The sequence below is a fragment of the Sediminivirga luteola genome (assembly GCF_014639315.1).
In the GTDB taxonomy this organism is placed as follows: Bacteria; Actinomycetota; Actinomycetes; order Actinomycetales; family Brevibacteriaceae; genus Sediminivirga; species Sediminivirga luteola.
The window spans coordinates 231,471-243,164 of the sequence record NZ_BMFY01000003.1 but is presented as its reverse complement, the minus strand read 5'-3'; the positions used below and the strand labels follow the sequence as shown (position 1 = coordinate 243,164).

Annotated in this window: 12 protein-coding genes; 6 read left to right on the top strand and 6 right to left on the bottom strand. The window is 70.7% G+C overall.

The window, feature by feature from the left end; genetic code table 11:
* Window positions 1-13: 13 nt before the first annotated feature.
* Window positions 14-1,063 carry a DUF6479 family protein gene (locus tag IEW13_RS04570; protein WP_188549751.1) on the bottom strand — a complete coding sequence of 350 codons (1,050 nt, stop codon included), beginning with the start codon at window positions 1,061-1,063 and terminating at the stop codon, window positions 14-16.
* Between the two features lie 54 nt (window positions 1,064-1,117).
* On the opposite strand from IEW13_RS04570, the gene IEW13_RS04565 reads away from it, so the two are divergent.
* Window positions 1,118-1,717 carry a class I SAM-dependent methyltransferase gene (locus tag IEW13_RS04565; RefSeq protein WP_188549750.1) on the top strand — a complete coding sequence of 200 codons (600 nt, stop codon included), beginning with the start codon at window positions 1,118-1,120 and terminating at the stop codon, window positions 1,715-1,717.
* A 43-nt stretch (window positions 1,718-1,760) separates the two neighbouring features.
* On the opposite strand, the gene IEW13_RS04560 is transcribed toward IEW13_RS04565, so the two are convergent.
* The 3 genes from IEW13_RS04560 to IEW13_RS04550 are packed head-to-tail and all read right to left on the bottom strand — an operon-like array spanning window position 1,761 to window position 4,293.
* Window positions 1,761-2,789 (bottom strand): CNNM domain-containing protein, encoded by a 1,029-nt coding sequence (locus IEW13_RS04560; RefSeq protein WP_188549749.1) that lies wholly within the window; start codon window positions 2,787-2,789, stop codon window positions 1,761-1,763.
* Entirely contained in the window at window positions 2,786-4,153 is a 1,368-nt protein-coding gene (locus IEW13_RS04555) for a hemolysin family protein (protein ID WP_188549748.1), read from the bottom strand. The genes IEW13_RS04560 and IEW13_RS04555 overlap by 4 nt, the downstream gene beginning before the upstream one ends.
* Entirely contained in the window at window positions 4,150-4,293 is a 144-nt protein-coding gene (locus IEW13_RS04550; RefSeq protein ID WP_188549747.1) for a hypothetical protein, read from the bottom strand. The genes IEW13_RS04555 and IEW13_RS04550 overlap by 4 nt, the downstream gene beginning before the upstream one ends.
* Window positions 4,294-4,506: 213 nt before the next feature.
* Here IEW13_RS04550 and IEW13_RS04545 point away from each other — a divergent pair, with 213 nt between their 5' ends.
* Window positions 4,507-5,325: an SDR family oxidoreductase gene (locus tag IEW13_RS04545; protein WP_188549746.1), complete on the top strand. Its 819-nt coding sequence runs from the start codon at window positions 4,507-4,509 to the stop codon at window positions 5,323-5,325.
* Window positions 5,326-5,396: 71 nt separating this feature from the next.
* Here IEW13_RS04545 and IEW13_RS04540 read toward each other — a convergent pair whose 3' ends face one another.
* Complete coding sequence (locus tag IEW13_RS04540) at window positions 5,397-6,644, bottom strand: glycosyltransferase (RefSeq protein ID WP_229744931.1); 1,248 nt, start codon at window positions 6,642-6,644, stop codon at window positions 5,397-5,399.
* A 70-nt stretch (window positions 6,645-6,714) separates the two neighbouring features.
* On the opposite strand from IEW13_RS04540, the gene IEW13_RS04535 reads away from it, so the two are divergent.
* Window positions 6,715-7,716, top strand: a complete 1,002-nt coding sequence (locus IEW13_RS04535; protein WP_188549745.1) for a redoxin family protein — start codon at window positions 6,715-6,717, stop codon at window positions 7,714-7,716.
* A 117-nt stretch (window positions 7,717-7,833) separates the two neighbouring features.
* Window positions 7,834-8,469 (top strand): alpha/beta fold hydrolase, encoded by a 636-nt coding sequence (locus tag IEW13_RS04530; protein ID WP_188549744.1) that lies wholly within the window; start codon window positions 7,834-7,836, stop codon window positions 8,467-8,469.
* Between the two features lie 46 nt (window positions 8,470-8,515).
* Here IEW13_RS04530 and IEW13_RS17755 read toward each other — a convergent pair whose 3' ends face one another.
* A complete protein-coding gene (locus tag IEW13_RS17755; protein ID WP_272905542.1) occupies window positions 8,516-8,776 on the bottom strand; it encodes a sigma factor-like helix-turn-helix DNA-binding protein in 261 nt (86 codons plus the stop codon).
* 256 nt (window positions 8,777-9,032) lie between these two features.
* Here IEW13_RS17755 and IEW13_RS04520 point away from each other — a divergent pair, with 256 nt between their 5' ends.
* Window positions 9,033-9,269: a hypothetical protein gene (locus IEW13_RS04520; protein WP_188549742.1), complete on the top strand. Its 237-nt coding sequence runs from the start codon at window positions 9,033-9,035 to the stop codon at window positions 9,267-9,269.
* A gap of 100 nt (window positions 9,270-9,369) precedes the next feature.
* Window positions 9,370-11,649: a heavy metal translocating P-type ATPase gene (locus tag IEW13_RS04515; RefSeq protein ID WP_229744945.1), complete on the top strand. Its 2,280-nt coding sequence runs from the start codon at window positions 9,370-9,372 to the stop codon at window positions 11,647-11,649.
* Window positions 11,650-11,694: the final 45 nt, after the last annotated feature.

The following is an 11,694-nucleotide window of genomic DNA, read 5'->3' as shown; positions in this document are numbered from 1 at the left end:
ACGCACATTCCGCTCAGGGAAAGAAGCTCGCCGCGGCACGGGCGATCTGGAAGCCGTGGCCGCCGGCGTGCTCACAGCGCATGCCCTGCTCCGTGCTGGTGCAGGTGAGATCGCCGGCCGTGACCTCTTCGCCGTAGTCCAGCGCCGGGGCTCCGGTGGTACCGCCGACGACGGGGAAACAGCCGTACTCCGCCCGTTCCCCGCCGACGGTGACCACGGAGCCGTAGCCGTTCCAGTCGCAGTCGTCCGGCTGGCTGGGCGGCTGGTAGCTGAACTCGCCGATCTGGCAGCTCGCGGCGTCCTCGTTCAGCACGCAGGTGATGTTGCCGCTCGGGGAGGTGAACCATTCTCCTTCCAGCGATGTCCCGCCGGCGTCCTGGCTGTCGCCCTCCCCGGTGCCTTCGCTGCCTGCGGTCGGGTCCTCCTGCTGTTCGGCCGGGACCGGGGGCGCAGGCTGCGACTGCGCCTCGCGCGATCCCAGGTACATGGCGCCGAAGACCACGGCGGCCACCAGCAGCAGCACCGCCAGAATGGCCAGGACGATCCACCAGGCGCCGCGGCGCCGGCGTCCGGGCGCAGCGGGCGTGGGCGGCTGCGCCGGCGGCGGGCCGGCGGGAGCGGGCGCGTTCCAGGCCGGCGGAACCGCGGCGGGCATCCCGGGTGCCAGTACCGGGCGGCTGCTGTGCTGCGGGGCCACGTGCGGAGGCTGCGGCGGACGCGGCGGGATGCCGGCGCCCTGATTCATGGGCCAGGTGACCGGCCGCGCCGGTTGCGATGCCACCGGCACCTCGGGGCGCGCATGGGAGGTCTGCCGGGTCTCGTCCAGCTGAGGGATGTGCGTCTCCTTGGCGATCTGGCGCAGTTCCTCCAGGCTCAGCAGCGCCGTCCCTTCGGCGGATTCCTCGGACTGCCCGGCCGGGTCGCCGGAGCCGCCCTTCCGGACGCCGTCCACGAACAGCTCGGTCGTCAACGAGGGGTCGACCTGCCCGTGCGGCTGGGGCTCCTCGCCGCGCTGCGGGCCGCTCTCCGCCGGGTCCTGCGGGCCGGAGGGTGGTGTGGTCATGCCGGCGATTCTAATCGAGCAGACTGAGTGCCGCCCGTGGCCTACCGTGGGAGGATGCGCAACGACCAGGTCCGGGAGGCCTACGCGGCACGCGCCGGGGAGTACATCGCGGCGCTGGGGTCGGTCGCGTCCATGCACCCCGCCGATGCCCGGAAGATCGCCGCCTGGGGCGCGGACCTGAGCGGGCCCGTCGTCGACGCCGGCTGCGGGCCCGGCCACTGGACCGCGTACCTGCGGGATCGCGGTGTGGACGTCACCGGGGTCGATCTGGTCCCGGAGTTCCTCACCAGCGCCGCCGCGCGCTTCCCGCACGTCCCGTTCCGGTGCGCCTCGCTCGGAGACCTCGGTGTGCCCGATGCCGCACTGGGCGGGATCCTGGCGTGGTACTCGCTCATACACCTCCCGCCGGAGAGGCTGCCGGCGGCGCTGGCGGAGTTCGCCCGCTGCCTGCGCCCCGGCGGGCGTCTTCTCCTCGGGTTCTTCGCCGGACGCGCCGGGGAAGCCTTCGACCATGCCGTCGCCCCGGCGTACTTCTGGTCACTGCCCTCGATGCGCCGGGCGCTTCTGGACGCCGGATTCGCGGTGGAGCAGATGCTCACCCGTACCGACCCGGGGCACCGGCCGCACGCCAGCATCACCGCCAGGAGGTCGTGACTTCCTCGGCGGCGACGCCGGCGGGCAGCCGTAGCGGCACAGGCTACCGCCACTGCTCCTCGACGTTCGGCCAGATGCGGCCCAGGATGTCGGACCAGGTGATCACCCCGGTGAACTCGCGCCCGGTGCGCACCACGGCGAGCTGCTCGCCGGCCTCCCGCATCCGCTGGAACGTCTGGTACACCGAGTCCTCCGCCGGGACGACCAGTGCCGGCCGGCTGAGGGTCACGGCACGGCGATCACCCGGTGCCTGCAAGGTGTCGCGGACATGGACGATGCTCGGCGGCGACCCCGAGGGCGGGTGAATGAGGACCCGAAGATGTCCCGTCCGCAGGGCGAGCTGCTGGACGTCGGCGACCGTGGCCTCCGGCGGAACCGCGGTCATCCCCTGTTCCTGCTTGGCCCCGATCACGTCCTGCACCGTGAGGGATTCCAGTTCGATGATGCGGGAGATCTGGGATCCGGACGCCTCGTCCAGGACGCCGGCGCGGGTGGAATGCTCGACCAGCTGCCCGATGGTCTCGGTGTCGTAACCTCCCGCCGCGGCCCGGTCCACCGGCTCCACGCCGGTTGCGGCGACCAGGCGATTGGCGAGGGAGTTGATCCACAGGAGCAGCGGACGGAAGCACCACAGGAACGCCCGCGCGGCGATCGCCACTGCCCGCGCCGCGCGCTCCGGATGGGCGATGGCCCAGGACTTCGGTGCCATCTCACCCACCACCAGGTGGAGGAACGTCATCACGAGGAGCGCCAGGGTGAAGGCGACCGCGTCCGCGAGCCAGGCGGGCATGGACCAGGAGAGGAACACCGGCGTCAGCGCGTAGTGGACGGCGGGCTTGCTGACCGCGCCGAGCGCGAACGTGCACGCGGTGATGCCGAGCTGGGCACCCGCCAGCATGACGGTGAGCTCGTTGAGGCTGCGCAGCGCCGCACGCGAACTCCGGCTGTGTTCCGCCGACTCCTCTAGCCGGTGCTGACGCGCGGCCAGCAGGGAGAACTCCAGGATGACGAAGAACGCCGACAGGGCGATGATCGCCACCGTCGCGGTCACGGGGATCATCCAGCCGGTCATCGGTCCTCCCCCTCGGCGGGTTCTTCCGTGACGGTGAGGAGGACGGAATGGGGAACGTGCTTGTCGATGCTCAGCACCGTCAGGTCCAGCCAGCGCCGGGAGGGCGAGTCCTGCACATAATCGGCGGGATCGGCCGGGAGCTCGATGCGCACCGTCTGCCCCTCCTCCAGGAGGCCGCCCTGCTGCGCGATGAGCAGACCGGAGAGGGTCTCGTAGTCACCGGTCGGGATGCTGAGCCCGATGACCCGCTCGACCTCGTCCAGATGAAGGTCACCGTCCACCCGCCACTGGCGTTCGCCCGCCGGCTCGATCCCGGCGGGTTCCTCATCGTCGTGCTCATCGGTGATCTCCCCGAGCACTTCCTCCGCCAGATCCTCCATCGTGACGATGCCGGCGAACCCGCCATACTCGTCGATGACGCAGGCCAGCTGCGCCTGCTCCTGCCGGAGCCTGCGGACCGCTTCGGGAAGGGGCATCAAGGTGGGGACGATCACGGGGTCACGCATGATCGTCGTCACCGGCTCGTCGTCGCCGGCGGCGGTGCCCAGCACATCGATGAGATGCACCACCCCGACGGGTTCGTCCTCGTGACCGACGACCGGGTAGCGGGTGTGCTCTTCCGCCATCAGGCAGCGCAATTCGCCGATGGTGGTCTGGGGCTGGACGAAACCGGTGCGCGAGCGGGGCACCATGGCGTGCTCGACATCGTGATCGGGGAAGTCCAGCACCCGGTCGAAGGCGAGGAAGAACTCGTCTGGCAAGTCCCCGCTGTCCCTCGAGGTGGAGACGATCCGCTCCAGGTCCTTGGCCGTGGCGCTGGACTCGACATCGTGCACCGGTTCGATGCGCAGCAGCCGCAGCAGGGCGTTGGCGGCGTGGTCGAAGACGGAGATCAGCCAGCCGAACACCGTCAGGTAGGCCTTCGTGGAGCGAGCGAGACCACGCGCGAGCGGGACGGGATTGGCGATGGCGTAGTTCTTGGGGAACAGCTCGCCGAAGATCATCTGGACCACGGTGGAGACCGCCAGTGCCAGGACGGTCCCGACGGTGATGCTGACTGCGGCGGGCACCCCGGCACCACCGAGAAAGGTGCCGAGGGCCTCGCCGACGAGTGGCTCGGCGACATAACCGACCAGCAGGCCGGTGACCGTGATGCCCAGCTGCGCGCCGGAGAGCATGAACGACGTCCGCCGGGTCACGTCGAGGGCGTGCTGGGCCTGCCGGTCGCCGCCCGCTGCCAGCGCACGCAGCCGGTTGCGGTCCACCGACATGTAGGCGAACTCCTGCGCGACGAAGTAACCGTTCGCGGCGATGATCAGCAGGATGAGGAGGCAGCCAAGGAGAAACAGGAGAACAGCGGTCACCTGGCCTCACCGCCGGGCCGCGAAAGCGCCGCCTGGGCCGCGATCGGGCGGGTGGAGAGGAAAAGGACCTGATAGGGATGGGAGAGGAACGGTAAGACGGAGGCGCCGGCATCTAGCCGGCCGGAACTGTCACTGTCCATGCGGAGATGCTACCGCAGCCGGCGGGCGCGGCGCAGGTCCGACGCGGGACGTGCTGAACGAGCTCCGTCTGGTAGAGCACATCGCACGGGCCGGGGCCGCTTGGAGAGTCGCTGCGGGGTTGGCGTCTAGCCGAGCCCGCCGTCCACCGCATCGACCACCAGCGATCGGGCGCCCGGCCGCGGTCCCGTGCGCCGCAGCACTACAGCACTACTATGGGGCGGGTGAAGGACGAACGCTCTCTGCATGGACGCACGGCGCTGGTCACCGGCACCAGCAGGCGCGCCGGGATCGGCTACGCCGTCGCGGCCCGCCTCGCCTCGATGGGGGCCTCGCTCGTGCTGCACCACCATCGGGCGCACGACGCGGACCAGCCCTGGGGCGAGGATCCTCTCGAGGACGTCCGGGCCGGCATCCAGGAGCGGCTCGCGCCGGGCGCACGGCTGTTCGACATCGGCGCCGACCTGGCTGACCCTCAGGCGCCGGCGGGGGTGATCGAACGCGCCGGCGGCCTTGCCGGGCATCTGGACATCCTGGTGTGCAATCACGCCCGCTCCGGCGGGGACGGCACACTGGCCGACATCGGCGCCGAGGCCCTGGACGGGCACTGGGCGGTGGATGCCCGCTCGACCCTGCTGCTGACGAAAGCCTTCGCCGCGCAGCATGACGGCAGGGACGGCGGCCGGGTGATCTGGATGACCTCCGGCCAGCAGCACGGCCCCATGCGCGGCGAGGTCGCCTACGCGGCGGCCAAGGCCGCGCTGGCGGGAGTGACGGCCACGGTCGCCGATGAGCTCGCCGACCAGGGAATCCTGCTCAACACCGTCAACCCGGGCCCGGTGAACACCGGGTACCTCTCCCCCGGTATGGGCATCCCCGACGACGTCCTGGAGGACCTGCGCGCCCGGTTCCCCGCGGGCCGCTTCGGCGAGCCGGACGATCCCGCCCGGCTGATCGCCTGGCTGGTCTCGGACGAGGGACGCTGGATGACCGGTCAGGTCCTCCACACCGAGGGCGGCTTCCGCCGGTTCTGAGAGCCCGGGCGAGACTCCGGTCCCCGGCGTCCCGGCGGATGTGCTCCCCGGCGGAACGGCCGGCCCGCCGGTCAGGCGCCGATGAGCGCCGCGATATGACGGGCCGCGGCGGCTGCGCCGTCGACGCCGTGGAGCCGATGCGCCATCCGGCCTGCCTGCCGCCGGAGGTACCCGTCGGCGAGGGCGTCCTCCACCAGCGCCGGCCAGTCGGTCCTGCGCAGCTCGCGCGGCATCACCATCCGCGCGGAACCGAATTCGACGCAACGCTGGATGTTGAACCGCTGTTCCGCCTGCAGCGGGATCCCGATGAACGGCCAGCCCCGCACGCTGCTGGTCTGCACGGTGCCCTCGCCGCCGTGGGTGATGGCCAGGTCGATCGCACCGCCCAGCCGGTCGGCCGGCAGCCAGCCGGTCACGTGGACGTTGCCGGGCAAGGCGTGCACATCGTCGGAGCTGAGGTACTGGCGGACCGGGGCGAGCACCTGGCAGCGGGCCGCCCCGAGCCTCATCAGCAGCGCGCGGACGAGCTCCCTGTTCCCGGATGAACCGGTGGCGACGTAGATCAGCGGCTCCGGGCGTGAAGCGAGTTCTGCCACCAGCGGCGGAACCGGACCGGGCAGGGAGGCGAACACCGGGCCGACCACGCGATAGCTCTCCGGCAAGGGCACTCCCGCCGGGAGAAGATGCGGGGCGGTGGTGATCAGGTTCAGATCGGCGTCCAGCGCTTCGAGCGCCGTCGGCGGCAGCGATACGCCGTGGGCGCGCGCCACCCGCGGGAATGCCCGGGGCAGTACCGGGATCCGCGGAAGCACCGTCCGGACTGCCGTCGCCGCGGCACCGTCGAGGATGCGCGCTGCCACGGTGCGCCGGCCGAGGACGCCGGTGGAGCGCATATGGCGCACATGCGGCAGCGAGTAGGCGAACGGCTTGGCGTAGACCAGCGGCACGCCCTCGGCCCGGGCGGAGACGAACTGGCTCAGGGTGGTGCCGATCACCACCGCATCAGCAGCCAGCTCACGGATCAGGGCGCGCTCGTTCGATACCCGCTCGGCCAGCATCCGGGTGGTGAACGGATGCCTGAGCCCGCGTCCCTGATCCACGGCGATCAGCTGGTCCGCCTGCCGGTCGGTGAGCTCCGGTTCCAGGGGACGGAAGGCGAACCCCGCCTCCTTGACGATGTGAGCGTAGCGGCGCGAATACCCGGCGAAGACGCAAACGACGTCCCCGGCCAGCCTGGACAAGCTGCGGGCGATCTCCACGCCCCGCGTCACCTCGGCCAGATTGAACGTCTCCGGGGCGAACAGCACGGTACGGGTCACCGGTCCTCCTTCCCATGCCCGGCATCGCCGTCTTGACCCTGCCCTCAGGGCACGGGTTTACGGTCGTGGCATGACAACACTACGTCGGTCCGGCGAGGCCTCCGCAGAGACCGGGGTGTCCCTCAAGGCACTCCGCGGTTACGAGGCTCTCGGCCTCGTCGTACCTCATCGCGCAGAGAACGGGTATCGGCTCTACGACGAGCGTCAGCTCCGGGTGATCTCGCAGGTCCATCGCCTGAACTCGCTGGGCATTCCGCTGAAGGACATGGCGCCATTCGTGGACTGCCTTAACGCGGGCAGCCCGCACGCCGATGCGTGCCCCTCCACCCTGACCGAATACCGGCGCGCCATCGAGAGGATCGACGCGGCGGTCACGACGCTCAGCCGGCAGCGGGAGGCGCTGGTGGAAAACCTGACGGTGGCCAGCCGCCGGATGATGAACGAGCTGAGGGAGCTCGATGCCGCGAATCCGAATCTCGCTCCGCTCCCGGACGACCTCGAGGCTCCGGTGGACGACGGCGCAGCAGCACATCTGGTGGGCATGCCGCTACCAGCCGTGGCCCTGCCGTCCACCGACGGGGGCAGCATCAGCCTGAATGAGCTGGGGAACGGACGGGTCCTGATCTACGTCTTCCCGACGACCGGCTCGCCCGAGCACGATATGCCGGAGGGATGGGACTCGATTCCTGGGGCGCGCGGCTGCAGTCCGCACAACTGCGATATGCGCAACCATTATGCGGATCTGGTGCGCAGCGGCGTCCGGCACGTATTCGGCCTCTCCAGCCAGCGCGCGGAGTACCAGCAGGCCCTGGTCCGGGCACTGCGGCTCCCCTATCCCCTGCTCACCGACGAATCCCTCGTCCTGGCTGCCGATCCCGGCCTCCCGGTCTTCACGGCCGGCACCCTGACGGTCTACCGCAGACTGGCGCTCGTGGTTGACGAGGGCGTGATCAGTCATGTGTTCTACCCTGTCTTCCCTCCCGACGGGCACGCCCGCGTGGTACTGGAGTGGCTGAACGCCAATCCGGCGCACGCCTCCGCGCCAGACGTTGCACGGGAGGCCGGGGCATGAACACGACGGCTCCCCTTTCGCATGGTCGACGTCCTCGCCAGCAACGCGGGGTCGGCGGTACCGTGCGCAGGCGCGTGCGGGGCGAGGCGCGCCCGTAGCCGTGTGATGATGATGCCTATGACGCATCTCGTGGTCTTCATCGCCGGTGCCGGGCAGGATTCCCGTGCATGGGACGAGCAGGTGGCCCGCCTGCACGGGCGTCCGGTGCTGGCGGTGGCGCCCAGCGATCTGGCCACCCCGTTCTCCTTCGAGGCGGCGCTCGGCGGCCTGGACGAGCGGATCCGCGCAGCCGGAGCGAGTTCAGTCACCCTGATCGGACTGTCGATCGGCGGGATGATCGCCACCCGCTACGCCGCCGCGAATCCGGACCGCGTCACCGGGCTGCTGCTCAGCGGCAGCCAGATCCGCCCGAACGCGGCGCTGATGCGCGTCCAGCGCGCCGTGCTCCGGGCGATTCCCGGACGGGCGCTGCCGCTGCCGGCGGGCCTGGACAAGACGACGTTCCTGTCCCTCCTCGACGCGGCCGCCGGAGTCGATCTGCGTGCCGATGTGCCCCGCATCCATGCGCCGGCGCTCGTGCTGTGCGGCAGCAAGGACCGCGCGAATCTCCCCGCCGCGCGTGCGCTTGCCGCGACCTTGCCCGATGCCGCCCTGCGGATCGTGCCCGGGGGCGGACACGATCTCGCCGCGGACGCACCCGATGACGTCGCCGATGCGGTCCGCACGCTCCTGGAGCGCACCGCCCCGGCGTGAGACGTACCGGAAGCCCGTGGGTCCACCGGCGTGCACGGCTGGCCTGCTACTTCGCCGCGGCGGCGGAGACGCCCAGAACTCGCCCGATATCGTCGGACGGCACAGCGAAGACGTCATGGAGCACGAATGCCACCCGTTGCGGAGGCGTCAGCTGCGACAGGACCACGAGCAGAGCGCGTGAAAGCTCCTCACGCCTGAGCAGCTCCTCCCCCGGCATCAGCCGGGCATCCGGAACCTCCTCGTCCTGCAGGGCGATCTCCTCACGGCGTCCCCTGGCCCGGAGCCGATCCAGGCACAGCCGTGACATCGCGGTGGCGCGCCTGACGCTGACATCTGCACCCTTGGCTCCACCGCCGACGCCTTGCCAGCAGGGCTCGGCCCCACCCCGCCCTTTCCGGGCATCGTTGACATGCCTACCCACCGGGGGTATCGTCGACTGCATTGATACCCCCAGGGGGTACACATCGACATTCCGGACACGGGAGAGGGGCACAGCGATGGCCAACGGCCGGCGCCCGCAGGGGCGGCGTCAGGGTGACCGGACAGGCGGAACTCCGCCGGCGATGCGCGCACCCGTGAAGCTCGCGCTGTACTTCGCCGGCCTGGTCGTCGTCTTCGTCTGCAGCTACGCCGTCGCCGGGGCCGTCGTGCCGCCGGAGGCCGTGCGTGACTGGATGGACGAGGACGTGCCGGCCCACCCGAGCGGACCCGCAGATCCCAGTGCGGAACCGGACGGCGGCGACGACCACTCCCCGGCACGGCCCCACCCGGCCGGAGAGGACGATCATGACCAGCACTGAGCCCCAGCACGGCAGTCCAGCCCGCCCGGCCGGCAACGCCGCCGCGCAGGAGAACACGGCCGCGCAGGAGAACACCGCCATCGAGCTCCTCATCGGCGGGATGACCTGCGCCTCCTGCGCGATGCGCGTGGAGAAGAAACTGAACAAACTCCTCGGCGTCAGCGCCAGCGTGAACTACGCGACCGAGAAGGCGCGAGTCCTGGCTCCCCCGGACATCGATCCGCAGACGCTCATCACCGAAGTCCAGAAGGCCGGATACACCGCGCAGCTGCCCGCTCCCCCAGCCATCGCCGAGAATCGCGGACAGGAGGCCGACCGAGACAGCGATCCCGAGCTGGAGGCGCTGCGGCAGCGGCTGCTGGTCTCAGCGCTGCTGTCGGTGCCGGTGATCGCGATGGCGATGGTTCCCGCCCTGCAGTTCGACTACTGGGGCTTCGCCTCCCTCGTCCTGGCCGCCCCGGTCGTGGTGTGGGCCGGCTGGCCGTTCCACCGGGCCGCCTGGACGAATCTCCGGCACGGCGCCGCCAGCATGGACACCCTGATCTCCGTGGGCACCGTCTCCGCGCTGCTCTGGTCCATCGTCGCGTTGTTCTTCGGAACCGCCGGCCAGCCCGGCGTAGTCCATCCCTTCGAGCTGACCATTTCCCGGTCCGACGGGCTCGGGCACATCTACCTCGAAGTCGCGGCGGGCGTGATCACCTTCATCCTGCTCGGCCGCTACATCGAGAAGCGCTCCAAGCGCCGGGCCGGCGCTGCGCTGCGCGCGCTCCTGGAGCTCGGCGCCAAGGAGGTCTCACTGCTGCGGAGGGGACCCGGCAGGGAACAGCTGGAAGAACGCGTCCCCGTGGAGGATCTTCAGGTCGGTGATAAGTTCGTCGTCCGCCCCGGGGAGAAGATCGCGGCCGACGGCGTCGTCGTCGCCGGCAGCAGCGCCGTCGACGCTTCCATGCTGACCGGTGAATCGATGCCGGCCGACGTCGGCGAGGGTGACGCCGTCACCGGTGCGACCGTCAATGCCGGCGGGCGTCTGGTGGTCCGGGCCACCCGGATCGGCGCGGACACGCAGCTGGCGCAGATGGCCAGGATGGTCGAGGACGCGCAGTCCGGGAAAGCGGAGATCCAGCGTCTGGCGGACCGCGTGTCCGGAGTGTTCGTACCGATCGCGATCGCCATCGCCGTCGCGGCGCTCGGGGCGTGGATCGGCGCCGGATTCCCGCTCTCCGCCGGGTTCACCGCCGCCGTGGCGGTGCTGATCATCGCCTGCCCCTGCGCCCTGGGGCTCGCCACCCCGACGGCGCTGTTGGTCGGCACCGGCCGCGGCGCGCAGATGGGCGTGCTCATCAAGGGGCCGGAGGTCCTGGAATCCACCAGGCGCGTGGACACGATCGTGCTGGACAAGACCGGCACCGTCACCACCGGCAAGATGACCCTCACCGACGTGATCCCCGCTGCTGGGGTGGACCGGGCTGAGCTGCTGCGCCTCGCCGGGGGCCTGGAGGACTACTCCGAGCACCCGATCGCCCAGGCCATCGCCACTGGCGCCACCGCCGAGGTCGGCGAACTGCCCACCCCGGAGTCGTTCGAGAACATCGAGGGCAAGGGCGTCACAGGGGTCGTCGACGGTCACACCGTGCTCGCCGGGCGTGAGTCGCTGCTGGCCGAGTGGTCCCAGTGCCTCGATGACGACCTCAAGACTGCCAAGCAGGCTGCCGAGTCACAGGGCAAGACCGCGATCGCTGTCGGCTGGGACGGCGCCGCGTGTGGCGTGCTTGTGGTCTCCGACCAGATCAAGCTCACGTCCGCCGAAGCGATTCGCCAGTTCAGGGAGCTCGGCCTGACGCCGGTGCTGCTGACCGGTGACAACCAGGCGGTGGCCGAGCAGGTCGCCGCCGAGGCCGGCATCGAGCAGGTGATCGCAGAGGTCCTGCCCAAGGACAAGGTGGACGTGATCACCCGGCTGCAAGCCGAGGGCAAGGCGGTCGCGATGGTCGGTGACGGCGTCAACGACGCCCCCGCCCTGGCCCAGGCCGACCTCGGCCTGGCGATGGGCACTGGCACCGACGTCGCCATCGAAGCTGCCGACATCACCCTCGTGCGCGGGGACCTGCGCGCGGCCGCGGACGCCATCAGGCTGTCGAGACGCACCCTGGGCACGATCAAGACGAATCTGTTCTGGGCCTTCGCCTACAACACCGCGGCCATCCCGCTGGCGGCGTTCGGGCTGCTGAACCCGATGCTCGCCGGGGCCGCGATGGCCCTGTCCAGCGTATTCGTCGTCACCAACAGCCTCAGGCTGCGGACCTTCAAGGCCAAAGCCGACGACGAGGCCGCGCCCGCCGGTGACGCTCCTGCACCGGCACGCGAACCGGTGAACGCCTGACCCGGCCACCTCATCGTCATCACCGCTACCGAGAGGACACCTCCG

What these genes read in the sequence shown, in the direction of transcription:
- IEW13_RS04570 (WP_188549751.1), bottom strand. Translation starts at nt 1,063, where the DNA reads ATGACCACACCACCCTCCGGCCCGCAGGACCCGGCGGAGAGCGGCCCG.
- IEW13_RS04565 (WP_188549750.1), top strand. Translation starts at nt 1,118, where the DNA reads ATGCGCAACGACCAGGTCCGGGAGGCCTACGCGGCACGCGCCGGGGAG.
- IEW13_RS04560 (WP_188549749.1), bottom strand. Translation starts at nt 2,789, where the DNA reads ATGACCGGCTGGATGATCCCCGTGACCGCGACGGTGGCGATCATCGCC.
- IEW13_RS04550 (WP_188549747.1), bottom strand. Translation starts at nt 4,293, where the DNA reads ATGGACAGTGACAGTTCCGGCCGGCTAGATGCCGGCGCCTCCGTCTTA.
- IEW13_RS04545 (WP_188549746.1), top strand. Translation starts at nt 4,507, where the DNA reads ATGGGGCGGGTGAAGGACGAACGCTCTCTGCATGGACGCACGGCGCTG.
- IEW13_RS04535 (WP_188549745.1), top strand. Translation starts at nt 6,715, where the DNA reads ATGACAACACTACGTCGGTCCGGCGAGGCCTCCGCAGAGACCGGGGTG.
- IEW13_RS04530 (WP_188549744.1), top strand. Translation starts at nt 7,834, where the DNA reads ATGACGCATCTCGTGGTCTTCATCGCCGGTGCCGGGCAGGATTCCCGT.
- IEW13_RS17755 (WP_272905542.1), bottom strand. Translation starts at nt 8,776, where the DNA reads ATGTCACGGCTGTGCCTGGATCGGCTCCGGGCCAGGGGACGCCGTGAG.
- IEW13_RS04520 (WP_188549742.1), top strand. Translation starts at nt 9,033, where the DNA reads ATGCGCGCACCCGTGAAGCTCGCGCTGTACTTCGCCGGCCTGGTCGTC.
- IEW13_RS04515 (WP_229744945.1), top strand. Translation starts at nt 9,370, where the DNA reads ATGACCTGCGCCTCCTGCGCGATGCGCGTGGAGAAGAAACTGAACAAA.